Source organism: Pseudoalteromonas sp. S16_S37, assembly GCF_014694405.1.
GTDB lineage: Bacteria > Pseudomonadota > Gammaproteobacteria > Enterobacterales > Alteromonadaceae > Pseudoalteromonas.
This window is the reverse complement of the sequence record NZ_JAAUWV010000044.1, coordinates 1-25,707: the sequence shown is the minus strand read 5'-3', so window position 1 is coordinate 25,707 and position 25,707 is coordinate 1. Positions and strand designations below refer to the sequence as shown.

The following is a 25,707-nucleotide window of genomic DNA, read 5'->3' as shown; positions in this document are numbered from 1 at the left end:
AAACTCGGTTTTGGACATAAACGCGTAGTGATCCAGCATAAGCAAAGTGCCAGTCAGGGCACTTTGCGGTAATTTAACACATCACGTTACCACTCAGTCGGCTTATGCTGTTCAGTTTTAGCGATATACCAAAGCATCATTAACCCAGCCAATGCCGAAAATACCGAGGCAAATAAAATGCCCAGTTTTGCAGCGTTTAACTGTTCGGGGCTGTACGCTAAATTGGCGATAAACAACGCCATTGTAAAACCGATACCTGCCAGCATGCCGCCGCCAAGGATCATGACCCAATGTAAGTCACTTGGAAGCCTTGCAATTTTTATTCGCACAGCCGCCCAACTAAACAACAAAATACCGATGGGTTTACCTAATACAAAACCAAGAAACACCGCAAGTGTGAGTGATGACGTAAAACTTACCTCTGCTAATGGAATGCCTGCATTGGCAAATGCAAATAGTGGCATCACGATAAAACCTACCCAAGGATGAAGCAATATCTCTAAGCGCTCAACAGGAGAGAGTGCTTCTCTTGCCGCTGCTTCTGCGGTTCTTAAGGCTTTACGGTCCGGCGTGTCGCCACTCCAATGCTCGCCAGGAGGGTAATCAACCACACAATTCATAATTGCATGGAGTCTATCATCACTTACCCATTTATTGGTTGGCGTTAACAACCCTAAAATAACACCTGTCACCGTGGCATGTATGCCAGAGGCATCAACAGCAACCCATATAAATATACCGACAATAAAAAACACGGTGATGCTTCTAACACCTAAAAAAGCCATTAGCTTAACGAGCACAAATCCCATTAAAGCGATACCAATAGCAAGCCAATCTAGGTTACCTCCGTAACCAATGGCAACAACAATTATCGCGCCCAAGTCATCAACTACGGCTAACGACAACATAAATACCCGTAAACTTTTGGGAATACCTGTACCAAGCAGTGCTAAGCAACCAAGCACAAATGCCGTGTCTGTGGCCATTACGGTTCCCCAGCCATGCTGGCCAGGCAGTGAAAATTGCAACGATAAGTAGACCAGAGCGGGCACCAACATGCCACCCAAGGCTCCAGAAACAGACAACATAGCTAGGCTTGGGTTGCGTAATTCACCCAATACCAACTCACGTTTAAGCTCTAGCGCAATCAAAAAGAAAAATAGTGTCATTGCTGCATCGTTAACCCATTCTTCTATCGAGCGTTCATATTCAAAAGTATCAAACTTGATCCCGATTGATATATGCCAAAAGCTTGCAAATGCCTCACTCAAAGGTGAATTTGCCAAGATCAAAGCAGCTATGGTTGATAACAATAAGGTGACACCCGCTGCTGCCTCCACTTTAAAGAACCGAGAAATTGGCTGTACAATCCAATCGATATGCTCTTTGGGTAGCCCAGTAGCGTGACCAAATTTTGTATTTTGCGAACGGTCACTCATGATTTTTACTTATCCCATTAACAGCAAAAAAATAAGGGACCAACACCTTATTTTTAAATACAGTTTTTTTACCATCGTGGTTTTGCAAATTGCTCAACCCCTATGCCATGTGTCGATAACAAAGACTGCACTTGAGTGCTGTATCTGTGCTTTAATCCTTCTTCTTAATTTTTGAGTCACTTATTGCCTCCATGCCTTTTAAGAACTTAAATAAATCGCTATCGGTAGACAAAATAAGCGTTGTATCATCGGCCATAATGCTCGGGTAAGCTTGCATAGTTCGAGTAAATTCAAATAAGCTCACAGCTTGCGGGCTTTGATTGTAGGCTTGGGCATAAATTTGCGCAGCTTTGCCATCTGCTTGCCCTCTAATTTCTTCTACTTGGCGGTAAGCTTCTGATTGAATTTTATTTAACTCTCTGACTCTGTCACCACGAATTCTAGCTGCTTCACCATTGCCTTCCGATAAAAACCTCTCAGCAATTTGGCGACGTTCACTCACCATACGCTCATAAATTTTAGGCCGAACACTTTCGTTATAGTTAATACGTTTAAAACGAATATCGAGCAACTCAATACCAAACACCTGTACTTTTTCAGCTGCGGCGGTAAAGATCTCTGCTTCTACCATCTGGCGGCCTTTATGAATTGGCACAAGCGCACCAATTTTAGTGTCAGCATCTAATTCACTTAGTAGCCCTTCACGCAAAGGCTTTCTATCTGCACTGGTGCGTATAATTTCGATCAGTTTATGTTTGGCAACCGAGTTGCGGGTTTCGCTTCCCAAAATATCATCCAATCTTGATTGCGCACTTCGCTCATCTCGAAGACGCAAAAAATATTGCAGAGGTTCGGTAATACGCCATCGTGCAAATATGTTGACCGAAATATAAAGTTTATCTTTGGTTGGCATATCTGAAGGGGCACCGTTCCACTCCAACACACGCTTATCTATTGCGTTTACTTGTTGAATAAAAGGGGCTTTTATGTGCAACCCTGCATCAACTATTGGTTCTCCGATAGGTTTACCAAATTGCGTAATAATGACTTGTTCAACTTCGCTAACAGTATAAAGTGCATTATTTAGGGTCAGCCCAACAACCAGAAGCAAAGCAACAGCAATGGTTATTTTTTTTGCTTTCATGGTTTTTCTCCCGACATTTTATTTAGATTAAGAAAAGGTAAAACATGCTGCGCTTTGTCATCTATGATCACTTTTGAACGAATGCTAGGTAACACAGACTGCAAAGTTTCGACATATATGCGTCGCTTAGTTACTTCTGGGGCTTTAAGATATTGTGCATAGAGCGCATTGAATCGGGCAACATCACCCTGGGCTTCATTTACTCGTTTTAAGCGATAACCATCGGCTTCTCTGATCCGTTGATCTTTTTCACCTAAAGCCAGTGGAATCACTTTGTTGTAATCTCGGCGCGCTTCGTTGATGAGCTTTTCTTTTTGCTGCTGTGCTTGGTTTACTTCATTAAATGACTCTTGTACGGGCATTGGCGGGTTAATATTTTTAAGTTGCACCTGATCGATACTTAACCCCATTGCATACTTGGTTGATAATGCTTGCATTTTTATAAGTGCTTGAGACTCTATTTCCTGTCGCCCAATGGTAATCACTTCATCAACCGTACGGTCGCCTACCACCTCACGCATTACAGATTCAGATACATAGCGTAAGGTTTCACTGGGCTCTCTAACTTCAAATAAAAATTTAACCGGATCAGAAATACGATATTGCACTACCCATTCAACAAGAGCGGCATTTAAGTCTCCAGTAACCATTTGCGTTTCTCGTAACCCTTCATTGCGGCGGGGGCTTTGATAGGGGTCATTGGCCCCCACTGTAGAGAAGCCAAACTCTTGTTTAAGTTGCCGTTTTACAGGCACTGTACTGGCATGATCTATACCAAATGGTAATTTGAAATGCAGGCCTGGCTGCTCAAGGGATAAAAATTTACCAAAGCGCTGTATAACCGCCACTGAATCACTAGGGACTGTATAGGCTGAATTCCATATTGTGAGTAATACGCAGATAAAGGCAAAAACGAATGGAAAACTTGGATGGCGACCGCCGGGTAATATAGTTGGCACATAAAATAACTTTTTTAAAATTTCATTTAAATCTGGTGGTGATTTATTACCCCCTCCCCAAGGGCTGTCAGTGTTATTGTTGTCACTCATTTTAAGTTCCTCTCTTTTAGGTTGTTAATCGCTTACATGAACTAAACGTAGGTTTTTAGAATTACGCGCTTAGGCGTTCCGTTTTAGTGATAAAAGTACTTACTAACATATGGGGAGGTCATTGCTGAGAGCAAACCACTGTAGTCCAGCTTAAATCTAATTTCTTGACCAACCTGCAAAGCTACTCCTGCACTTTCAACCACCAAGTGGTCACTGCAACTGGCTACAATCGTTATTCCTCGCGGTGGTATTATTCCTAATGGATTAACATCTTGACGACCAAGCGCAAGTAGCCCTTGTTTAACTTGTCCTCTATCAATAACTTGTGGCATTTCACCAAAGGCATTTATGGATCGTCGTCCCTTCGGTATTGATGGTTTAATGTTGGATTCAATAACTTCTGCTACCAAAGTGACGATATCGGTATGTGCGCCAGCTATGGGGTGTTTGTAGAGCGCTTCAACGCCAAAGTAAATCGCTTCACCCAGCCGTAATTGATTAACGCCATTATGTACATGTGGGTCTAAGTCCAGTGCCCAAAGTAGGTTTGCTGAGTTACCTCCAGAGATGATTTCAAAACGAATGCCAAATAGCGTTTCAGCTTCTTTTGCTAATTTGGCTAAAAAATCCATATTATCTTGCTGTGGCGCAACGCCATAACGGCACGTTAAATTGGCGCCAATTCCTTTTAAGGTAATATTTGAAAGTCTTAGTGTTTGCCTGATAATGTCAAAAAGCTTATCTGGCATAATGCCTTCCCTAAGGTCGCCTAACTCAACCATTACTATAACTCCATGAAGGAATCCCGCACTCTTTGCCGCTTTAGACAATGCTCTTATTACGATAAGCTCGGTATTAAGGCTTATTTCACAGTTTAATACCACGCGCTCGACCTGACTCAGCATTGGCGTTCGTATCAACATCATTGGTATGGTAATGCCGGCGTGTCTCATCCTTTCTATATTTTCTATACGTGAGTCGGCGAGCATTTTAACGCCAGATAAGATAAGCGAAGCTGCAACTGCAGGATGGCCCATAAATACTTTGGTAACGGGTACTATACTGATGCCATGAGGTTTTAGTATGCTGATAAGTTGTTTTGCATTAGCAACAATTTTGGCACAGTCGATTTCTAACCTTGGCGTGTTCATAACGGCGTTGGTATTTTTCTTTCAAGCAGTGGAAAAGCTTTAAAAACCATATGCAGTAAAAATTCACTTGAACGCTTTAGTGCGTCGGTAACGGGTATGCCAAATTCTTTTGAGTAGTGATATATACACTCGTCAACTTCGTGGTTGCTCATATCTTCATGATTTATGCTAATACCAATCACCTTTGTATGTGTGAAGTTTTCTATTAGCTCTATTTCACTTGCGAGTGATGGCATGCGCATTTGTGCAAAATCAACTCTAAATTTACGGTGTGGGGCATGTTGCACAATCACTGCATTAGGTGCAGAGCCTCGAATTATCATCGCACTTGTGCAAAATGCTGGGTGGCTAAGCGCGCCTTGTCCTTCGATGATAATGACATCTGGTTTCTCAGTTTCATAAGCTCGGCAAATTATCGCTTCGAGCTCTCCCGGGCAAAACTGAGCCGGTATAGAGTCCATCACTAAACTATATTTAGAGCCTTGCATTACGCCCGTTTGCCCAGTAGCGACTAAAACAACATTAAGGCCACTTTGCTTCAAAGCGTCAGCAAGTATCGTTGCTGTTGTGCGTTTGCCAACCGCACAATCAGTGCCCATTACCACGATTCTTGGGCAATCCACGTTATTGATAAGACCGCTAAAAATTTGTAAGTTGCGCTGCTCTCTAGGTTTACGTATGTCAAAAATCGCCACTCTATTTTCTCGGCTAATGCCGAGAAACTCTGGGTCATCATTTAAATATTCATGTAAGCCATTGATAATATTCATTCCAAGCTTCATTGCTTCAATAATAACAAGCCGTTGTGAAGTCGATAACACACCACTCGAAGGCGCAATGCCAAATATAAAATATTCAGGCCTCTCACTGGCCTTGTGAACAGCTTCCTGTAAGCTTGCATAGATTGGAATACCATTATTTTTGCGATCCAGTGCATATCCTGAATCTAACCCCGCTTTTTCGCTATCAATGACAGATAATATGCGAAATTTGGGAGAATAGCGGATCAGCCCATTGGCTGTTTTACCATCTGTTTTAGTGAAGTTTCCCTCACAAAAAATAACTGCACTAAGCGTAGCGCCGGTGTTATGACCGTGATTTGACCTAAAAGAATCATTTTGCGCTTTAGATTGTGCAACCTTTTTAGAAACAATTGAAAAAAGGTTGACTATATTTGGAGAAGACATTATTAGCCTCAGTATTTATAGAACCTAGAGGTCGATTTGTGCATACCGAGATTTTAAATCGGGAGAGGTACAAGTAGTCCCACTAAGCAAGTTGGGAGTGAGTCGGGAACTATAAAGATAGGCCATTTTTTATACATTAGATAGTATTATCTCATTTATATGCAAAAACTTAGTTACATCCACATCACGCAATTTTAACACTACAACAACGACAATTGGTTTAGTGACCCAATTTAACGGTATTGAGTAAAAAATTTAAGCAATCTTACTTTAGACTTTATTGATTCGCCCACCAAATAGCGTTTGTACGCCTGCTTTTTGCAATAGCTGTTGTTAACAGCCTATCCAGCCACGCTGTTAGTGCGCTTAGAACAAAAGCAGGCGCTAGCAAATGACCATTTTATTTATCTTATCATTTGAATTAGTATGGTTTTGCTTTTATAAGTGACACCTTATTTGCTTAACTTCCTGCCTATCATGGAAGGTAACCGCAAGGGATTGCTCATAGCTCTATTAGCGCTTTTGGAGGAACAATGAACATGAGGGATATTTTACAGTGACAGTGGGATGGGTATAGCAAATTTCACAAGTCTCGTATCAATTTGTGGATCCATATTTTTGCAGTGCCAGCATTTATTTTTGGTACAGTGTCTCTTATCAGTTCAGTTATTAGCTTGAATATTTTGTCGCTAATTTATTCTATGCTGTTAATGGCTATTTCAATTGCGGTGCAAGGTTTTGGTCACAGTAAAGAAGCGCTACCACCTGAACCATTTTCAAGTGCCAAAAATGCTTTTATACGTGTATTTTTGGAGCAATTATACACGTTTCCAAAATTCGTGATCACTGGAAAGTGGTATTCAGCTCTTCGAAATCATAAACCTTAACACCCATTTAAAGCAGCACGGGTAATGGCGCTATATTTAACGCAGATAAAAAAGGATATTTTATGGCTACGAACCATAAATTTAAAAGGTTGAATGCCAGCAGAGATTTTATCGCAGATAATTATCACGCTCCGCTGAGCTTATCCGATATCGCAAAGCGCTCATACATGTCTAACTATCATTTTTTACGCGTTTTCAAAGATACCTATGGAGAAACGCCCAACGAGTTTTTAATCCGCCTTAGAGTCGAGCAGGCCAAAAATATGCTGATCACTGAGAACTTTACTGTCTCAGAAGTTTGCGAAAAAGTGGGTTATACGAGTTTGGGTAGCTTTTCGTCGTTGTTTTTAAGGCAAGTTGGTATGGCACCTACTTTATATCGCCGCAAACTTTGGGCTCTGTCTAGTGAGGCATTCCGTTTCCCGGCGCAGGCAATACCAGCATGTTATGCCTATCATTTTTTACGTAAATTGACTAAGTGAGCAATATTGGAGAAATATCATTTTGCTTAAATCTATAAAATAAAGATGAATTAACAACAAGGACTTTAAAATGATCACATCCATTGCGCATACAACCATATATGTACTTAATCAGGACGACGCGCTTGATTTTTACAAAAACAAGCTCGGTTTTGAGGTAGGCGACGATATGAAAGTGGAGGGCGATTTTAGGTGGCTAACGGTACATCCAAAATCTAATCCGCAGCTTCAGCTGGTATTGGCAGAGCCAAAAGAGGGGCCAATGTTCAGCAAAGAGTCTGCTGAAAAAATACGAAGTTTAATCGAAGAAGGTGCGTTCGGCGCAGGTGTTTTTGAAACTGACGATTGCCAAAAAACGTATCAAGAGCTAGAAGCCAAAGGTGTAGAATTTATCCAGCCACCCACTGAGCAGCTTTATGGTATCGAAGCCATGGCCTTAGACAACTCTGGAAATTGGTTTAGTTTGGTTGAGCGAGTAAATACTAAATAATACGCAAAGCCTGCAAGGCGTCTTACACGACGCCTGCTGATTTATAAAGCTCAATGCAAAAGTAACACTCAAAAGCACAACTAAGCCGTAACGCCTAAACTGTAATTGCTCAGCTATGACTGGCACTTAAATTGGCGCTCATGATAGCTGCTACTTTATTAAAAGCTTTAATCTGTTCTGGCGTAAGACCAAGGCGCATTTTTTGTATAATTTTAGCTTCAATCGCAAGCACCCGTTCCAATACGGCTTTACCGTTATTGGTTAAGCTAAGTAAATGGCTTCGAGTATCGTTAGGGTTTTTGGTTTTTTCGATTAACCCCTTACTAATCATTTCTTTAATCAGTCTGGCCAATTGCCCTTTGTCTCGGTCCATTTGTTCTGACATCACAGCCGCAGTGCAATGCTCTGTTCTATTTATGAGATGAAGCGATTGTATTTCCATCGGCACAACCTCAATCCCTTGTTCTCTAATTGCTTTGAGTACCAAAGATTTAAATCTGAAGGTAAGTGCTAAAAAGCTATCGGGCAAATCGGTATTCAAAGTTCACTCCTATATAGTTGACATTATCAACCATAACACTTAACCTTACCCACATCAATAGTTGACAATATCAACCATAATAAAGAGGCCGTTATGAAATTACTTAAAAAGATACTTGTTATGGTACCCGTGGTGTTTACATTGGTCGGTATCCTCACTTTTGTGATGACCTATAAAAACATCGGATTATCGGACGGATTTGTAGCGCAGTGGCTCACCTCTACTTTATGGGCAGCAACAACCATGGCGCCTATTGGATTTGTAATGGCCGCGCTCATTTCCAAAGTGGTTGCAGTGTTGCAACCAAAAGCCAGAGACGCCATAAAAAACACGGTAATTGGCATTTCCATGGCAGTTATTATGGAAGGATTTATGGCTGCGGTTACGACCATTAATAATGTCCCTTACAAATCAATGGCAACATTTGTCGTTTATTGGTGGCAGGCGTTTATCTTAGCCTTGCCTGTGGGCTTGTTAATTTCGGTTTTTATGACCTTGACGGTAAAGCCGCGCCTTGAGCGTTTTATGGCCAGCTAACAACACTTTCCCTGCTTTTGAATAGGTGGGCAGGGCACACTGCCATATGAGCAAAATACACAGCAGTCACCTTTGAGGGGTTTTAATAACAAATTGCAATTGCTGCATTGATAAAAATACAGACATGAATCTGTTGGCATTGTCTCTTTAATCTTAAAACCGCACTCTGGGCAGGTGAGTTCAGACTCTAATATAATTTCCACAAGTACACTTCCTCGTTGATATTTAATAGGTAACACCGTAGTAAAATTTTCAGCTTGCTAAAAGCATATGTAATCAAAAATATACTGTCGCAAGTTTTACATTAGTCTTATCACGCTAAGCATGATAGCATCAGTCACGGTTAGCATAAAAACCATAACCAAGCACTCATAGGCGAATACTCGCCATCTTCTCTATTTTCAACAAGTTGTTTAAATCCTTTTGTTTGCACACACTGTAGGTAACGGCCAAAAACATTTAAGCATTACGCACATGAATAAACAGCGCAGATAAGTATGGCTTGTCACTTTGCTGAATGTTTCGCAATAATGTTAATTATTTGTTTGTTTTTTTAGTGTAACTCATTGAGAGTCTGATTAATTTTATTCACTTTACAGCTATATCACTTCGTATTAACGTAGCAATTAGTTAATAACTGGATAGTTGGTCTGTGTTTTGCTGTATAGCCTATACGCCTTAAACACAGTCCGATATCACATGATATTGCACATAAATGGTGCAATATTATTAAAAATGCACTGTCATAATGCGTAAACACTCATTTGATTTACTATTGTTATGACTACCACTGTTTCCGATTGTTAAGCAGTTAAAGGCACGGCACTGTGGCAAGGATTAATTTACCATCACTATGGTTTATTTGGAGCCTGCTATGTTAACCAAACGCTTTTTTAAAACTAAAGATGAAGCCGAAGTCACCTTTGAATTTTCACACCCTCAAGCCAAAAAAGTTGAACTTGTTGGCGAGTTTACCAACTGGAAACCGCTCGCGATGAAGTTTGTCAAAAAAGACAAGGCCTTCAAACTCAAACAGCGACTGCCCGTAGATAAACAGTATCATTTTAAATATCTGATCGATGGCAAACAGTGGGACAACGATGCCCAAGCAGACGCTTACGTGCCGAATAGTTTTGGTACCGACAATAGTATCGTCAACACTCAACGTTTAGCGTAGTCGCTTATATGCAGGGGTTATCTCAGCTTTTTTACTTACACGGTATTGGCTACGACTATACAAAATACACCGGAGAACATGTCGTATTTGACCAACAAACCAGAGCACAAGCACTGCGTTGTTGTGGTGTTGATACTGAAGATTTGGCCCATATCGATAAGTTGAATTTCGAGCTGGATATTGCACCATGGCTAAATGTTGTGGGTGATGTATGTATGGTAGAGCAACAAGACTCGCTCTTGAAAATACGCCTACCCGAGAGTCAGATAGATGGTATTGCCAGTGTTTATATTGAGCAATTGAACTACGAGCATCAGTTTTCGCTCACTAGCGGCTCTGTTGTAGGTGAATACCTGTTTGAAGGCATTCGATACGTTGAAGTAGCCTATCGCGTTAAAGCGATCCCAACGGGATATTTCGACACCAATATTTATTTACCATCGGGTAAGTACCACACCCAAGTTTGGTCGGTGCCAAGCGAGTGCTATAAACAATCTTCACAGCCATCTTGTGGTATATCGGTGCAGCTATATACCTTATCTAGCGATAGAAACCTTGGCATTGGCGACTTTGCTGATCTTCAAGAATTGGTTATACACAGCGCCTCTCACGGCTGTGATTACATTTTGCTAAACCCCCTACATTTGTTGTTTAAAGATCAACAGCATAGAGTCAGTCCTTATAGCCCAAACCATAGAGGGCTACTTAACCCCCTGTATATCGCCATTGATTGGTGTGATGACTTTGAGCAAAGTGACCAAATTAAGCGTCAATTCGAGTTGTCGTTGGCTGCCTTAGCGTCGCACAAACAAGCCCCCTTTATTGATTACGATGTGGTCAGCGAGCATAAGTATCGCTTGCTAGAGATGCTCTACCAACACTTTGAGCAACACAAAACATCTAAAACTGTGGATGCGTTTGCGTGTTTTAAACGTGAGTTTGCCAAACCACTGGAAGTGCTCAGCAACGATGAATGCCAAATTTATTGGCAGTATCTTGCAAGGCAGCAACTTAATCGTTGTCAGCGTTTAAGCCTAGAAAACGGTATGGCCGTAGGATTAATCAATGACCTAGCGGTAGGATGCGCCGAAGATAGCCTTGAATTTAACGCCAATAAAGCACTTTATGCAGGCAACGCCCACGTAGGGGCCCCGCCTGATCCATGGGCAGAAGCAGGCCAAGATTGGGGCTTACCAGCGCTTAACCCAATTAAATTGCGCTGCAATAAATTTGAATTTTTTAAGCAGTTGCTGCGCAGCAATATGAAATCTGTGGGCGGTTTGCGCATTGACCATGTCATGGCCATTAGACGCTTATGGTGGTGTTTTTCGGTGCAAGGTTCACAGCGAGGTTGCTATGTTTACTATCCATTTGAGCACCTTATTGCGCTACTCAAAATAGAGTCACAACTACAGCAAACCATGATCATAGGTGAAGACCTTGGGGTTGTGCCACCTGAAGTTCGCTCGGTTATGCTCGATGCCAACATGTTAGGCAATGTGCTTTTTTACTTCGAGAAAGACCAAAACGGCGAGTTTGTGCAACCAGAACATATTAGAAGCCAAGTGCTGCTCATGGTAGCAAACCACGATGTCCCGCCATTTAACGCCTGGTGGCAAGGTAAAGACCTGATTGTAAAAAGCCAATACCAGCTATTGGATGCACCAGCGCTAGCAGTTGAACAAACTAAACGAGACAGTGAAAAAGACAGGCTATTGCGCTGGTTTGAACAAGCGGGTGTTAGTCATTTTAACAAGCAAAGCGACGCTACATCAGTATATGAATGCTTGATTGCAAAACTGGCCACCTCAAGCGCCGCAATGTTGTGCATTCAGCTAGATGATTTAGACCAACAAGATTTACCGGTCAATATTCCCGGAACTTACCTCGAATATCCTAACTGGCGGCGCAGGCTCAAGCATAGTGTCAGTGATATTTTTACCAATAAAAGTGATTTTATAAATTCAATAACTCAAAGCAGGAAAGGATTATGAACAGTGTAGTATCAGCAAACAAACCAGTTCGAGATTATTCAGAGCAACTTAATGCATTACAAAATGGTTGCTTTGCTGATCCTTTTTCATTTTTAGGCTTGCACCGTGTATCTGCAAAAGAGTACGAATTAAGAGTTTATTTACCCGGCGCCGACTCGGTGAGCATTGAGCAGGGCAAAAAAAACGTTAAGCTCAAACGTTACCTAACGAGCGACTTATTTTTGCTGTCATTAACAGCGCCATTAAGCCATGACAACAAACTCATCGTTGAATACGCAAAGCAAAAACAGCTTAAACACGACGTGTATCGCTTTGGTTGCCACCTAGACGAACAAGCACTGTACTTGTTTAATGAAGGAACGCTAGAGCATGCCTACCAACACTTAGGCGCACACTTTATAACGCATGAAGGGGTTGAAGGGGTACGTTTTTCTGTGTGGGCCCCAAATGCCAAAAGCGTTTCAATCATTGGCGACTTCAATTGCTGGAACCGCTGCGAGCACTTTATGCGCTTTCATCCTGCCAGCGGTGTGTGGGAGCTATTTATACCTCAGCTGCAACCCAATCAATGTTACAAATACTCAATTGTCGATAACTATGGCAATGTTCAAGACAAAGCTGATCCATTTGCTTTTAAAATGCAACAGGCACCGGGTACGGCGTCTGTGTTGCAGCCTTTAAAAAAACATAAACAACTCACAGAGCAACAACGCGTGGAACGCGCCAAACGTAACCACGTAAGCGCACCTGTAAGCATCTATGAAGTACACCTTGGCTCGTGGAAACGCCGAACTGAGGAAAACAATCGCTATTTAACGTATCGCGAACTCGCTGATGACCTTATTCCATATGTAAAAGATATGGGCTTTACACACCTGCAATTAATGCCTATCAGCGAATATCCGTTTGATGGCTCTTGGGGCTATCAACCGGTTGGGCTCTTTTCGCCTTCGAGCCGCTTTGGCAGTTTTGAAGATTTTGTGTATTTTACCGAGCGCTGCCATGACGAAGGTCTGGGGTTATTGATAGATTGGGTGCCGGGACATTTTCCATCAGATCCACACGGGTTACACAAGTTTGATGGGACTCATTTGTTTGAGCATGCCGATACCCGACAAGGCTTCCACCCTGATTGGAACACCTATATTTACAATTACGACCGCCCAGAGGTTAAAAGCTTCTTGCTGGCCAATGCCATATATTGGTTAGAAGAGTTTAAGATTGACGGCTTACGCGTCGATGCGGTCGCATCAATGCTGTATCTAGATTACAGCCGCAAAGACGGCGAGTGGATAGCAAACAAATTTGGTGGTCGCGAGAATTTAGGCGCGATTGACTGCCTGCAGCAAGTAAACACGCGCTGCTACGGTAAAGACTCAAGCATTATGATGATTGCGGAAGAGTCAACAGCTTGGCCTGGCGTAACCAATACTGTTGATAACAACGGCCTAGGCTTTGGTTTTAAATGGAATATGGGTTGGATGAACGACAGCCTAAATTACATGAGCCGCGACCCACTTTATCGCCAGCATCATCATCATGAAATGACCTTTTCAATGGCCTATGCCTACTCAGAAAACTACATTTTACCGCTCAGTCATGATGAAGTTGTGCATGGCAAAGGCTCACTGCTAAGCAAGATGCCCGGTGATGATTGGCAGCAATTTGCCAATCTAAAAGCTTACTTTGCGTTTATGTATGCGCATCCGGGTAAAAAGCTGTTGTTTATGGGCAGTGAATTGGCCAGTCGCCACGAGTGGGATCATAACAAGGGTTTAGAGTGGAGCTTGCTTAAACACGAGTCGCATAGTGCGATTCAAAAAACCGTAAAAAAACTCAACACGCTATACACCTCAACCCCTGCTTTATATGAGTGTGACCATACACCGGCAGGCTTTCAGTGGATAGATTGCAACAACGCGGCACAAAGTTTGTTTAGCTTTGCGCGCTTTGGTAAGTCAACTAAAGAGCTATTAGTTGTGATTAGCCATTTAACGCCGCAGGTTTATCACCAATACACTATCGGTGTGCCGAAGTCTGGTGTTTATGAAGTGGTACTTAATACCGACGACCAAGCGTTATACGGCTCTGGCGTAAACGTTGTTGGCACCAAACAACAGCTTATCCAAACTCAAGCAGTGCCATCTCACGGTTTTGAGCAAAGTATTGTGATCAGCATTCCACCTTTGGCAACACTTTACTTACGCTGGATAACAGGCTAAGCAATGCTCAATTCAAGACGGGGTAGCTGTCGCCCGCTTGGCAGCACAGTCATAGAGGATGGTGTTAACTTTGCGGTGTATGCACCAGAGGCTAAAACTGTTTTTTTGTGCTTGTTTGACGCCAGTGGCCATAGTGAAATTGCACGTATCAATATGTACCTTCATGAAGGCGGCATTTGGAGCGTGTATGTTTCGCCACTTAAGGCAGGGGCGTTATACGGTTTCCGAGCCGATGGTGAGTACCATCCACAAAAGGGCAAACTGTTCAACGTTAATAAGCTGCTGCTCGACCCATATGCAAAAGATTTACAGGGTGAATTTACATGGAGTGAGCGACACTTTTGTCATATGCCTGTTGGTAAGTTAAGCCACTCAGACAACGCCATTGACATGCCCAAGTCTAAAGTAGTCACTATCGAAAAATATCAAGGGCAAAGACCAAATATCCCATGGTCCAGAACAGTGATATATGAGTGCCATGTCAAAGGCGCTACCGCACGACACCCAGAAGTGCTCAGTGCCTTACGGGGCAAGTTTACAGCACTTTGTGAACCTGCATTTATATGTCATCTGAAGTTTTTGGGCGTGACCACGCTTGAGCTATTGCCAGTGCATGCGTTTGTTAGCGAGCAGTTTTTAACCACCAAAGGCTTAACCAACTACTGGGGATACAATACGCTGAGTTTTTTTATCCCTCACAAAGCCTATTTATGCAATGCCGATATCCGTGAGTTTCAAGCGATGGTGTCGTCTTTGCACCAAGCTGGCATTGAGGTGATCTTAGACGTTGTATATAACCATACCGCCGAAGCGGGCGTTGATGGGCCAACACTCTCCCTAAAAGGCTTGAGCAATCAAGGGTATTATCGCAGTGTTGCGGGCCAGCCTGATGTGTATATCAATGATACGGGCTGTGGCAACACGCTCAATATAGATGATCCCTACGCACTTGGGTTAGTGCTCGACAGCTTACGCTACTGGGTAGAGGTAATGGGGGTGGACGGTTTCAGGTTTGACTTAGCAACAATTTTAGCGAGAAATTCCGATGGTTTTAATCGCTATCACGCATTTTTACAGGCCGTTATCCAAGACCCAATTTTACAGCAAGTTAAACTGATTGCCGAACCATGGGATATTGGCCCCGGCGGTTACCAGTTAGGCGCATTTCCTGCGCCTTGGCGCGAATGGAATGATAAGTACCGCGATACGGTTAGACGCTTTTGGCGAGGCGATCACAGTGTGCTACCAGAACTTGCTAAACGCATTCATGGTTCACACGATTTGTTTGAACACAATCTACGTGGGCCGTTAAGCTCAATTAACTTCATCACCAGCCACGACGGCTTTACCTTAGCTGATTGGGTGAGTTACGAGCACAAACATAATGAAGCCAATGGCGAGCAAAACCTCGACGGGCATGGCGCCAATCACTCAATGAATTGCGGCAAAGAGGGCTTTTCAACGGATCCAAAGGTAACGTCGCTGCGCTTAAAAATGCAAAAAAATGCCTTATTGACGCTGTTTCTGTCAAAAGGCGTGCCGATGATACCCTCTGGGAGTGAGTTTGGTCACTCACAAGGCGGTAACAATAATGCATATTGCCAAGATAACCGCAGCAATTGGTTAGCGTGGAAATCGTCTCAGTTTAATCACAGCTTAACGTTTTTCATTAAAGAACTAATCAACTTGCGTAAACAATTTGACGCATTTACGCATCCTTTTTATATCCACACCGACGACAGCCGTTTCTCTGTACACTGGCTAAATGAACATGGCGAACCAATGCAACCGCAGCAATGGCACGAAGCCAATCGTCAGTGGCTATTGTATATGCTGGTCGATAAGCAACAGCAAAAGGCGTTGCTTATCATGTTTAATGCTGGCAAAGACCCTTTGGATATGATGTTTCCTGCACCACCTTTTAGCGATCAGTGGCAATTAGCGCTTACCAGCTGTAAAAGCGCAGACATTATCGAACACTCAATTTCTATTTCTCCCCAATCTAGTTGGGTTTTTACATCTGTAAATGAAGGAATTACTCATGGCTAAGAAAAGCGCTGAAGTGTGCGTAGTAAAGCATTGGCAAGAAGCACCAAAACTTGATGAAAGTACCTTCAGTGACGATTTGATGCGTCACTTTTATTACACGTTAGGACGAGACAAAGTTGGCGAGTCACAACTGTATTTATATCACGCATTGGCAATTACCATTCGCGATAGACTCGTATCGCGTTGCAGAGCCACTAATCAATTCCTAAAGCAGAAAAAGACCCGCAAGGCGGCTTATCTGTCGCTAGAGTTTTTAATGGGCCGCGCGTTAGGTAATGCGGTACTTAACCTAGATTTGCAAAAAAGCACCGAAGATGCACTTAAGCAATACTACGCTGATTTAGAAAGCGTAGGGGAGGCTGAACACGATGCGGGGCTTGGTAACGGCGGTCTTGGACGTTTAGCCGCGTGCTTTTTAGACAGCTGCGCCAGTTTGGCTTTACCTGTGATTGGTTATGGCATTCGCTACGAATACGGCATGTTTAATCAATCCATTGAACAGGGCAATCAGGTAGAGCATCCGGATAATTGGCTTCGCGAAGGACACCCTTGGGAGCTTTCTGCACCAGAGCAATCGCAACGTGTTAAGTTTTTTGGTCATGTTGAAACGTTTCGCGATAAAAGCGGCAGAGAGCACAGGTTATGGGTTGAAACGCAAGATGTGCTCGCAGTGCCTTATGATGTGCCGATCCCCGGTTATAAAAATGGTGTAGTAAACACCTTACGACTATGGAAATCAGAAGCCACTGACGAATTTGATTTATCTGAATTTAATGCAGGCAGTTACTCAGAAGCAGTCGCCAAAAAGAACCTAGCTGAACAGATCACTATGGTGCTGTATCCAAACGATAGTAGTGAAAATGGTAAGGAGCTGCGTTTACGTCAACAGTATTTCCTCTCAAGTGCCAGCTTACAAGATATCTTAGTGCAATGGGTAGAACGATACGGCGCTACCTTTACTGACTTTGCCGAGTATCATGTTTTTCAATTAAACGATACACACCCAAGCATTGCCGTTGCAGAGCTCATGAGATTATTTGTAGATGTGTATGAGTTGGGCTGGGGTGAGGCTTGGCAAATAACAACGCAAACCATGGCTTATACCAACCACACTTTATTGCCAGAAGCACTAGAGAAGTGGTCTGTGCCATTGTTTGCAAAGCTGCTGCCGCGATTACTAGAGATCATTTACGAAATTAACGCGCGTTTTCTTAAGCAAGTGTCACTGCACTGGCCGGGCGATGTTGATAAACAACGTGAGTTGTCGTTAATCGAAGAGGGTGACGTGCCACAAGTACGTATGGCTTATCTTGCCATCGTAGGTAGTTACTCAGTAAATGGCGTGGCGGCGCTGCACACTGAACTATTAAAGTCCGGCTTGTTTAAAACCTTCTACGAACTTTGGCCTGAAAAATTTAACAATAAAACCAATGGTGTAACACCAAGACGCTGGCTAGCCCACTGTAACCCAAGTTTAAGTAAGCTGATCAGTGACAAAATTGGCTCAGGCTGGATTGCTGACTACAGTGAAATATCCAAACTACGTCGCTATTACGACGACGAAAAATTCCAAAAGCAATGGCAAAAAGTTAAAAAAGCCAACAAACAAAAATTGTGTGAGTTGGTCAAACAACGCTGCGGCGTTGAGTTTGATGTCAACATGATGTTTGATGTGCAAGTTAAACGTATTCATGAATATAAACGCCAACTACTCAATATCTTACATGTTATTCATTTGTACGATCGAATTTTAAAAGGCGATGTACAATCACTCGCGCCAAGGTGTGTGCTTATCGGCGGAAAAGCCGCTCCTGGCTATTACATGGCGAAAAAAATAATCAAGCTGATTAATAACGTTGCAGAGGTTATTAACAGTGACGACAAGGCAAAACCGTATCTAAGAGTTGCGTTCTTTCCAAACTATAACGTCACGGCTATGGAAGCTATTTGCCCAGCGACTGACTTGTCGGAGCAAATTTCTACAGCTGGCAAAGAAGCCTCTGGCACTGGCAACATGAAGTTTATGATGAATGGTGCTATTACCATTGGGACACTGGACGGTGCTAATATCGAGATCCGCGATAACGTCGGTGCTGATAACTTTTTCCTATTTGGCGCTCATGCTGAGCAAACAGATGAAATACGTGCCAAATACAATCCTGAAAAAATTATTTCTCAAGACCCTAATTTGAGCTCGGTGATGCGCCTACTAGAGAGCGGTCACTTTAACCTACTAGAACCCGGCGTTTTTGATGATTTAATCAACGCCATAAAAAGTCCACAAGACCCATGGCTTACAGCCTATGACTTTGCAAGTTACATAGACGCTCAGCAAAAAGCGTCTGATACTTACTTAGACCAGCCAACTTGGACACGTATCAGCATTTTAAATACCGCGGCCAGTGGAAGTTTTTCCAGTGACCGAACCATTTCGCAATATTGCGACGAAATCTGGCGCCTTGCGCCAATGCAATAGACCACGACACAAGGATATTTGGAGAAAGTTATGCCCAGTTACGCAAACCGCTACATAAGTAGCTTAACCAGAGAAACCTACGCTTTAATTTTGGCGGGTGGTCGAGGCTCTCGTTTACATGAATTAACCAATTGGCGTGCTAAGCCTGCTGTATATTTTGGTGGTAAACATAGGATCATCGATTTCCCCCTATCAAACTGTATCAACTCTGGGATCAGACGAGTAGGCATCGCAACACAATACAAATCACACTCGCTTATTCGCCATGTAAATAGAGCGTGGGGACACTTCAAGAAGGAACTAGGCGAGTCGGTAGAAATTCTGCCAGCATCACAGCGCTACGGCGATGAATGGTACTGTGGAACAGCGGACGCCGTTTTTCAAAATATGGATATTATTCGTCACGAATTACCTAAATATGTGATGATCCTCTCAGGCGATCACGTCTATCGAATGGACTATGGCGCACTATTAGCTAAGCACGTAGAGACTGGCGCAGATATGACCGTGTGTTGTATTGAAGTGCCATGTGAAGAAGCTGCGAAAACCTTTGGTGTAATGACTGTTGATGGCGATAAGCGTGTACGCCGCTTTGATGAAAAGCCAGCGAACCCGACCTCTATTCCTGGTAAAGACGGCCTGTGTTTAGCATCTATGGGTAATTATGTTTTTAACACTGAGTTTTTGTTTGAACAATTAAAACAAGATTCAGAACGTGAGGGTTCAGGTCGCGACTTCGGTCACGATATCATCCCAGCCATCATTGAAGAGCACAATGTATTCGCGTTTCCATTTCGCGATCCAAGCCATGCAGGGCAACCCTATTGGCGTGACGTGGGCACACTCGACTCATTTTGGGAAGCGAATATGGAGCTGGTTTCTCCAGAGCCGCAACTTGACTTATATGATCCAACATGGCCAATTTGGACTTATCAAGAGCAACTTCCTCCAGCAAAATTCATTTTTGATGATGATGATCGCCGGGGGATGGCCGTTGATTCAACCGTGTCAGGCGGGTGTATTATCTCGGGCTCTAAAGTTAAAAAGTCATTGCTCTTCTCAAATGTACATGTGCATTCGTATTGCGAAATTGAAGGCTCAGTCGTACTACCTGGTGTGGTTATTGGCCGCAATTGTAAAGTACGTAATGCCATCATCGATAGGGGTTGCCATTTACCAGAAGGCTTGGAAGTCGGCTTTGACCCTGATTTAGATAAAGACAATGGCTTTAGAGTAACAAATAAAGGTATAGTGCTGGTTACAAGAGAAATGTTACTTGCATACAAGCGAAAGCAACTAGCAAATAAAGAAAAACTCCAAACTGCATAAATAAGGCGTAACATGCGGGTATTAATGGTCGCAGCTGAAAATGATCGGCTGCCAAATTGTAAAGTTGGCGGCGTTGCAGATGTCATTCGTGATATTCCTTATGCATTAAGTGCACAGGGAACTGCTGTTAAAGTCGTGGTGCCTGATTATGGGCAAAGTAATTTAAATAGAACGTTTGTTGGTGACATTGCAGTGCCGTTTCGCCAACATCTAGAAACAGCAACTTTATGGCAAGTAGAACAAAGCGATGGGGTAACGCAATATGTGATTTCCCATTCATTGTTTAGTGAACATCAAGGCGCAATTTATTGTAGTGATGACCACAATCGTCCATTTGCTACCGATGCAACTAAGTTTGCATTTTTCAGCGCGGCGGTTTGTGAAGCCATCGAGCACAAAATGTTTGATGAACTGGATGTCTTGCATTTACATGATTGGCATGCGGCGTGTGTTACCGTACTACAAACATTTAGTCCTAGGTTTGTCTATTTAAAACAACTCAAAACGGTTTATACCGTTCATAATTTGGCGTTGCAGGGCATACGACCGTTTGGACACGATGAGTCGTCTTTGGAGGCATGGTTTCCAACCCTTGGCTACAATGGCCAGCAACTTTGCGACCATCATCACCCGCATTGTTTTAACCCGATGCGCAGTGCTATTTATTTAGCAGATAAAGTACATGTAGTATCTCCAACATATAGCGAAGAAGTGCTCCATAACAGTGAACCCGATAGGGGCTTTTTTGGCGGCGAAGGGTTAGAGCACGATATGCAAATCGCCAAGCGGCAAGGGAAGCTAGTCGGCATCCTTAATGGTTGTGAATACCATGAAAATGACGCTTCGCACGGTATCACTCTCGACCAATACTACGATTTGGTCGATTGTGAGCTAATTCAATGGATGGCTAAACAACCTCAGCTGTTGGCTTGCCACTATATCGCTCATCAACGGTTAAAAAAATGGCAGAGCCAAGTATCACATGGCCCGCTCATCACCAGTGTTGGCAGATTAACCGATCAAAAAGCATTGTTGCTGAGACAACGTTCAAGCCAAGGAATTGTGCTTGATGAGTTAGCGCAAATTGCAGCCGATATCGACGCTAGAATTATCATTTTGGGTTCTGGCGATCGCAATTTAGAGAACCTCTTTACGCAGGTGATGTCTCGTCACGAAAATATCCTTTATTTAAATGGCTATGGACAAAATCTTGGCGACTTTTTATATCCGCTCGGCGACTTGTTTCTAATGCCAAGCTCATTCGAGCCATGTGGTATAAGCCAGATGTTAGCGATGCGTGCTGGGCAACCGTGTTTGGTGCATAAAGTTGGCGGACTTGTTGACACTGTTAGCCATTTACACAATGGTTTTTCGTTTTCAGGAGACGATTTATCAGAGCAAACCGCTGAACTCATTGAAACGTTCAGATTTGCGCTCACTATGTATCAATCCAACCCCGAGCAGTATAAACAATTAGCTAATAATGCCTCGCAAGCCAGATTTACTTGGTACTCATCAGCACAGCAATACATCGAAAAGTTGTATGAGAGCTAAGAACTAACGTATAAATTTTACATACGGTAAACATTTTTATAGTATTTTCTAAAGAGCAGGCCAAAGCCTGCTTTTTAATTTGTAGCTGCTATAGTTATTAAGTTAATTTTCATGAGTATTAATATCTTAGTTCTATATTAATTTTAGTCATTTAGGTTTAGAATCGCACTTTCTACAAATAATAAAGTGCTACATTTGAAGTGGCAAATACCGAGGAGTCAACGTTTGAAGGTTTTTGTTGCTCGACAAGCAATTTTTAACCGCCGTAAACAGGTGGTGGCTTACGAGTTATTATTTCGAGATGGCACGCGTAACAGTTTCCCAGACATTGCTGAAGACGTTGCAACAGCAAAACTCATCATGGATAACCAGTTAAATTTGGGGACTCGCTATCTTACATCTGGTAAAAAAGCGCTCATAAACATTGGACCAGATTCCTTAAAACAAGAGTTAGCACACTTTTTACCCGCCAGAGATGTCATTTTAGAACTGTTAGAAAGTATTAATCCAACTTCTGAAAACTACGAGAAAGTCAGACAGCTATTTCATCAAGATTATAGGCTCGCCCTTGACGACTTTGAATATACAAAAAAATGGGAGCCATTTTTAAAACTGATCCGACTAGTTAAATTTGATATCCAGCAAAATTCTTTAGACTCAATTTCTGAATTGGTAAATGAGTTTAAAAGAAGAAAGAATATGAAATTACTAGCAGAAAAAGTAGAAACTGAAGCCGAGTTTGAACGAGCCAAAGAAATGGGTTTTCACTTTTTTCAAGGGTACTTTTTCGCCAAACCCAGAGTTATCCAACAAAACGACATTGAAACCAACCATGCCATAGTGATGCTTATATATTCCGAAGTGTTAAGAAAGCACATGAATATAGATAAGATCGCACGCTTGTTTGCACAAGATACCGCGCTTGCATACAAACTGCTGCGCTTGATCAACTCGGGGGTTTTCCCGCTCAAAAATCGTATCGAATCATTGAAGCAAGCACTCGTTTACTTGGGTGATGAGCGCGTTAAGAAGTTTGTTGGCTTAATTATGACAGCCCACGTTGCAGAGGGTAAACCAACAGAGTTAACACGTCTAAGTATCGTACGCTCTCGGTTTTGTGAGTTGATAGCTAAATCGGTTAATCCCAATATTAAAAGCATGAGTTTTTTAACCGGTTTGTTTTCTTTGCTGGATGCAATTTTGGATAGACCCATGGAACAGGTTGTATCTCGTCTGCCATTTCCCGAAGAGTTACACGACGCACTAATGGGCAAACACAACTTACTGTATTACATTTTAAATGTTGTGAAAGCTTATGAAAGTGGTAGTTGGTGGCAGTTGCAAGAAGCCTGTAGCTTATTAAATATTGACGATAGCCGTCTTCCTGACTTTCATGTTGAAGCAATTCGTTGGGCCGACATGTATAATGAAACTCTATTCTAAAATTTGATACCTAAGCATAGATGAACAGGATTTCTCAGCTCGACAGCTTACGGGGTATAGCGGTATTAGGCTTATTGTTGCTTAACGTTTATTACCTCGCATTATTCGAAACAGGATATGTGCAGCCTTCAGTGCCTGTTTTAAGCGACACTATAATTCAATATTGCAACATACTGGCACTTGATAGTCGCTTTCGCTCACTATTTTGCATGCTTTTTGGTGCTGCGCTCGTAATACAATACAATAAGCACAAAGATGTCGATGCGCTTAAACCAAGACTAATCACCATCGCCATTTTTGGCGCTCTGCACAGCATTTTTATATGGCCAGGTGATATTTTATTTAGTTATGGAGTAGCGGGTTTTTTGGCTCTGGCATATCTGCAGCAGAGCGATAACAAGGTTTTAACGCATGGCGCAGCAATGTTCGCTGTAAGTTGCACGTTGTTGCTGTTGTTATCTTTTACCTCGCCAAATGAGCTAATCAATCGGCAAAGCTCTGATTTTCAAGAAGCTTTGCTAAATGCGCCTACTGATTTTTTAGGCCTACTAATACACAATATATCCATGAGTGCCGTGATGTTGCTCATGTTACCCATACTCACGCTATGGAATGCCTTAGGCCTTATGCTCATTGGTATTTACTGCTTTAGAAATAACATCTTTACCTCTGGCCTATCAAAACCGCAGTTGCTGTTAACGCTCAGCGCGCTGATTATTTTGTCTATCCTCAATATCTTGATTGAGGTTGCTACGGGGAGTAATTATACCGGTATCAATGAGTCTGTTGTTTGGGCCAATGCATTTTTTGGTGCGCTACTTATCACCCATTTAAATGCCAAAGCGAATGTAGATCATTTACTGATACGACCAATTCAAGCGGTCGGCAAGATGGCGCTTACCTGCTACCTAATACAATCAATTGTTATGATCGTATATTTTGTGTGGATGAATCCACAGGCTCGGGTTACTTATAATCGTGTTGACTATGTAGAGATAGCTCTGCTTGGAATAGGCATACAACTTTTATTAGCTCCTTTGTATTTAAGTTACTTTAAACAAGGTCCTTTTGAGCAGCTACTTAAGCAACTAAGCTTAAAAGTCGCGCGAAGCAGGGCACTTTGATGGCTTTATAAGCAACCTAAGCACATAAATTTGGGCATTTTAATACCGATTCGTTTAAAATGCCTTTTTTAGACATTTTAAAAGGGTGCTCGGTGGCGCAATTAACTCGACTCAATAAATATATCAGCGAAACAGGGTTTTGTTCTCGTCGTGAGGCAGACAAACTTATCGAAACTGGTCGCGTTAAAGTCAACGGGAATTTGCCTGAAATGGGCTTAAAAGTGTCTGACGATGATCTTATCCTCATCGACAACAAGCCACTTAAAGCTAAGCCAAAACGCGTTTACATTGCCTATAACAAACCAGTTGGTGTTACTTGTACCACTGAGAAAAAAATCAAAAGTAACATTGTTAGCGCCATTGATTATCCAGAGCGTATATTTCCAATAGGACGTTTAGACCGCCCATCTGAAGGATTGATCTTTCTTACTAATGAAGGAGATATCGTTAACAAAATTCTACGGGCAGGTAATAACCATGAAAAAGAATACGTCGTTACCGTAGATAAGCCTATCAATAAACGTTTTATAGAACGTATGGCAGGCGGTCTGCCAATTTTAGATACGGTGACAAAAAAGTGTTTTGTAAAGCAAACCTCTAGTGACACGTTTACTATCATTTTAACTCAGGGCTTAAATAGACAGATCCGCCGCATGTGCGAATATTTGGGCTATGAAGTTACAAAACTCAAGCGTGTACGCATCATGAATGTCAATTTAAATGGCTTACGTCCCGGGCAATGGCGTCATTTGACAGATGCTGAGATGAAACAAATTAATGACTCGATTGCTGATTCGGCAAAAACCGAAGAGGGCTCTGTTGATCCAAACAAACGAGAGCCAAAAGCAGCAAAGCACAAAGCTAGCCCAAAGACTCATCATCAAAATGATTCTGTAACTAGGCCACAACACAAACCCAATAAACCTAAACAAAACCGTCCACCGACACGAAAATCAGGCACACTTTCTCTTAAAAAACGTTAGTCTTTAGAGCCATAACAAGTCACTTATTGAAGCCTTTGAATCTTTGTAAATAATCAAAGGCCACTCGTTCGAAGAAGGTTTACGGAACTACTGTAATGAAAAAATGGATTTTTAGGCTATTAGCAAGCGCTATTTTTATCATCATGTTTGCGAGTTTAATTTTATCTACGCTACAGCCTCAGCGCCTAGATATAGTGGCCTCTGCTGACAAACAATTCAATATTTTCAAAGAGTTTGGAGAAGAAAAACAACCCCTTCCTTATGCCACCTTGGTGTATATCGAACAAAATAGGGGCTTTGTATTTAATCGCAGCAAAGCACTCGTTTTTGCAGGGCCCGAGCACACTTTGTTAATTCCTGTTAACCAAACAAAAGCTCTGCTCTAAAATCATCGTCAAAACTAGCAGCAACGAGCTTGCTGCGAATTGAGCCTTTGCTTTTTGTGTGCT

At 42.4% G+C, this 25,707-nt stretch carries 22 protein-coding genes; 15 read left to right on the top strand and 7 right to left on the bottom strand.

From position 1 onward, the window contains the following. Positions 1-86 precede the first annotated feature (86 nt). The 5 genes from nhaA to HC733_RS16560 form a co-directional block, all read right to left on the bottom strand. Complete coding sequence (gene nhaA, locus HC733_RS16580) at positions 87-1,439, bottom strand: Na+/H+ antiporter NhaA (protein WP_190366127.1); 1,353 nt, start codon at positions 1,437-1,439, stop codon at positions 87-89. 151 nt (positions 1,440-1,590) lie between these two features. Beyond that, positions 1,591-2,583: a protease modulator HflC gene (gene hflC / locus HC733_RS16575; RefSeq protein ID WP_190366126.1), complete on the bottom strand. Its 993-nt coding sequence runs from the start codon at positions 2,581-2,583 to the stop codon at positions 1,591-1,593. Further along, complete coding sequence (hflK, locus tag HC733_RS16570; protein ID WP_190366125.1) at positions 2,580-3,632, bottom strand: FtsH protease activity modulator HflK; 1,053 nt, start codon at positions 3,630-3,632, stop codon at positions 2,580-2,582. Before hflK ends, hflC begins: the two co-directional genes overlap by 4 nt. Before the next feature lie 83 nt (positions 3,633-3,715). After that, positions 3,716-4,783, bottom strand: coding sequence for an alanine/ornithine racemase family PLP-dependent enzyme (locus tag HC733_RS16565; protein ID WP_190366124.1), 1,068 nt, complete (start codon positions 4,781-4,783; stop codon positions 3,716-3,718). Then, the gene (locus HC733_RS16560; protein WP_190366123.1) at positions 4,780-5,970 is read right to left on the bottom strand and encodes a DUF1611 domain-containing protein; all 1,191 of its coding nucleotides are present in this window, start codon (positions 5,968-5,970) and stop codon (positions 4,780-4,782) included. Before HC733_RS16560 ends, HC733_RS16565 begins: the two co-directional genes overlap by 4 nt. Positions 5,971-6,593: 623 nt before the next feature. Here HC733_RS16560 and HC733_RS23225 point away from each other — a divergent pair. The 3 genes from HC733_RS23225 (at position 6,594) to HC733_RS16550 (ending at position 7,829) form a co-directional block, all read left to right on the top strand. After that, positions 6,594-6,857 (top strand): terminase, encoded by a 264-nt coding sequence (locus HC733_RS23225; protein WP_238937590.1) that lies wholly within the window; start codon positions 6,594-6,596, stop codon positions 6,855-6,857. 62 nt (positions 6,858-6,919) lie between these two features. Further along, positions 6,920-7,339, top strand: coding sequence for a helix-turn-helix domain-containing protein (locus tag HC733_RS16555; protein WP_190366122.1), 420 nt, complete (start codon positions 6,920-6,922; stop codon positions 7,337-7,339). A 70-nt stretch (positions 7,340-7,409) separates the two neighbouring features. Then, entirely contained in the window at positions 7,410-7,829 is a 420-nt protein-coding gene (locus HC733_RS16550) for a VOC family protein (protein WP_190366121.1), read from the top strand. A gap of 109 nt (positions 7,830-7,938) precedes the next feature. Here the strand turns inward: HC733_RS16550 and HC733_RS16545 are convergent, their stop codons facing one another. Next, a complete protein-coding gene (locus HC733_RS16545; protein WP_190366120.1) occupies positions 7,939-8,370 on the bottom strand; it encodes a MarR family winged helix-turn-helix transcriptional regulator in 432 nt (143 codons plus the stop codon). A 93-nt stretch (positions 8,371-8,463) separates the two neighbouring features. On the opposite strand from HC733_RS16545, the gene HC733_RS16540 reads away from it, so the two are divergent. After that, a complete protein-coding gene (locus tag HC733_RS16540) occupies positions 8,464-8,907 on the top strand; it encodes a DUF2798 domain-containing protein (protein ID WP_190366119.1) in 444 nt (147 codons plus the stop codon). On the opposite strand, the gene HC733_RS23220 is transcribed toward HC733_RS16540, so the two are convergent. Continuing rightward, positions 8,904-9,110 (bottom strand): GDCCVxC domain-containing (seleno)protein, encoded by a 207-nt coding sequence (locus HC733_RS23220; protein WP_342366025.1) that lies wholly within the window; start codon positions 9,108-9,110, stop codon positions 8,904-8,906. The genes HC733_RS16540 and HC733_RS23220 overlap by 4 nt on opposite strands. Positions 9,111-9,781: 671 nt before the next feature. On the opposite strand from HC733_RS23220, the gene HC733_RS16535 reads away from it, so the two are divergent. From HC733_RS16535 to HC733_RS16485, 11 genes are all read left to right on the top strand, one after another. Then, positions 9,782-10,084: an isoamylase early set domain-containing protein gene (locus HC733_RS16535; protein WP_190366118.1), complete on the top strand. Its 303-nt coding sequence runs from the start codon at positions 9,782-9,784 to the stop codon at positions 10,082-10,084. Positions 10,085-10,092: 8 nt separating this feature from the next. After that, entirely contained in the window at positions 10,093-12,078 is a 1,986-nt protein-coding gene (malQ, locus tag HC733_RS16530) for a 4-alpha-glucanotransferase (protein ID WP_190366117.1), read from the top strand. Further along, a complete protein-coding gene (gene glgB, locus HC733_RS16525; protein WP_190366116.1) occupies positions 12,075-14,300 on the top strand; it encodes a 1,4-alpha-glucan branching protein GlgB in 2,226 nt (741 codons plus the stop codon). The genes malQ and glgB overlap by 4 nt, the downstream gene beginning before the upstream one ends. A gap of 3 nt (positions 14,301-14,303) precedes the next feature. Beyond that, positions 14,304-16,349 carry a glycogen debranching protein GlgX gene (gene glgX / locus HC733_RS16520; protein ID WP_190366115.1) on the top strand — a complete coding sequence of 682 codons (2,046 nt, stop codon included), beginning with the start codon at positions 14,304-14,306 and terminating at the stop codon, positions 16,347-16,349. Then, the gene (locus HC733_RS16515; protein ID WP_190366114.1) at positions 16,342-18,825 is read left to right on the top strand and encodes a glycogen/starch/alpha-glucan phosphorylase; all 2,484 of its coding nucleotides are present in this window, start codon (positions 16,342-16,344) and stop codon (positions 18,823-18,825) included. The genes glgX and HC733_RS16515 overlap by 8 nt, the downstream gene beginning before the upstream one ends. 30 nt (positions 18,826-18,855) lie before the next feature. Beyond that, entirely contained in the window at positions 18,856-20,154 is a 1,299-nt protein-coding gene (glgC, locus tag HC733_RS16510) for a glucose-1-phosphate adenylyltransferase (protein WP_190366113.1), read from the top strand. Between the two features lie 12 nt (positions 20,155-20,166). Further along, a complete protein-coding gene (locus tag HC733_RS16505) occupies positions 20,167-21,708 on the top strand; it encodes a glycogen synthase (protein WP_190366112.1) in 1,542 nt (513 codons plus the stop codon). 225 nt (positions 21,709-21,933) lie between these two features. Beyond that, the gene (locus HC733_RS16500; protein ID WP_190366111.1) at positions 21,934-23,151 is read left to right on the top strand and encodes an EAL and HDOD domain-containing protein; all 1,218 of its coding nucleotides are present in this window, start codon (positions 21,934-21,936) and stop codon (positions 23,149-23,151) included. Between the two features lie 20 nt (positions 23,152-23,171). Next, on the top strand, positions 23,172-24,275 hold the full coding sequence (locus HC733_RS16495) for a DUF418 domain-containing protein (protein ID WP_190366110.1): 1,104 nt from the start codon (positions 23,172-23,174) through the stop codon (positions 24,273-24,275). Positions 24,276-24,367: 92 nt separating this feature from the next. Beyond that, positions 24,368-25,258 (top strand): 23S rRNA pseudouridine(2604) synthase RluF, encoded by an 891-nt coding sequence (gene rluF, locus HC733_RS16490; protein WP_190366109.1) that lies wholly within the window; start codon positions 24,368-24,370, stop codon positions 25,256-25,258. Positions 25,259-25,353: 95 nt separating this feature from the next. Then, on the top strand, positions 25,354-25,644 hold the full coding sequence (locus HC733_RS16485) for a hypothetical protein (protein ID WP_190366108.1): 291 nt from the start codon (positions 25,354-25,356) through the stop codon (positions 25,642-25,644). Positions 25,645-25,707 lie beyond the last annotated feature (63 nt).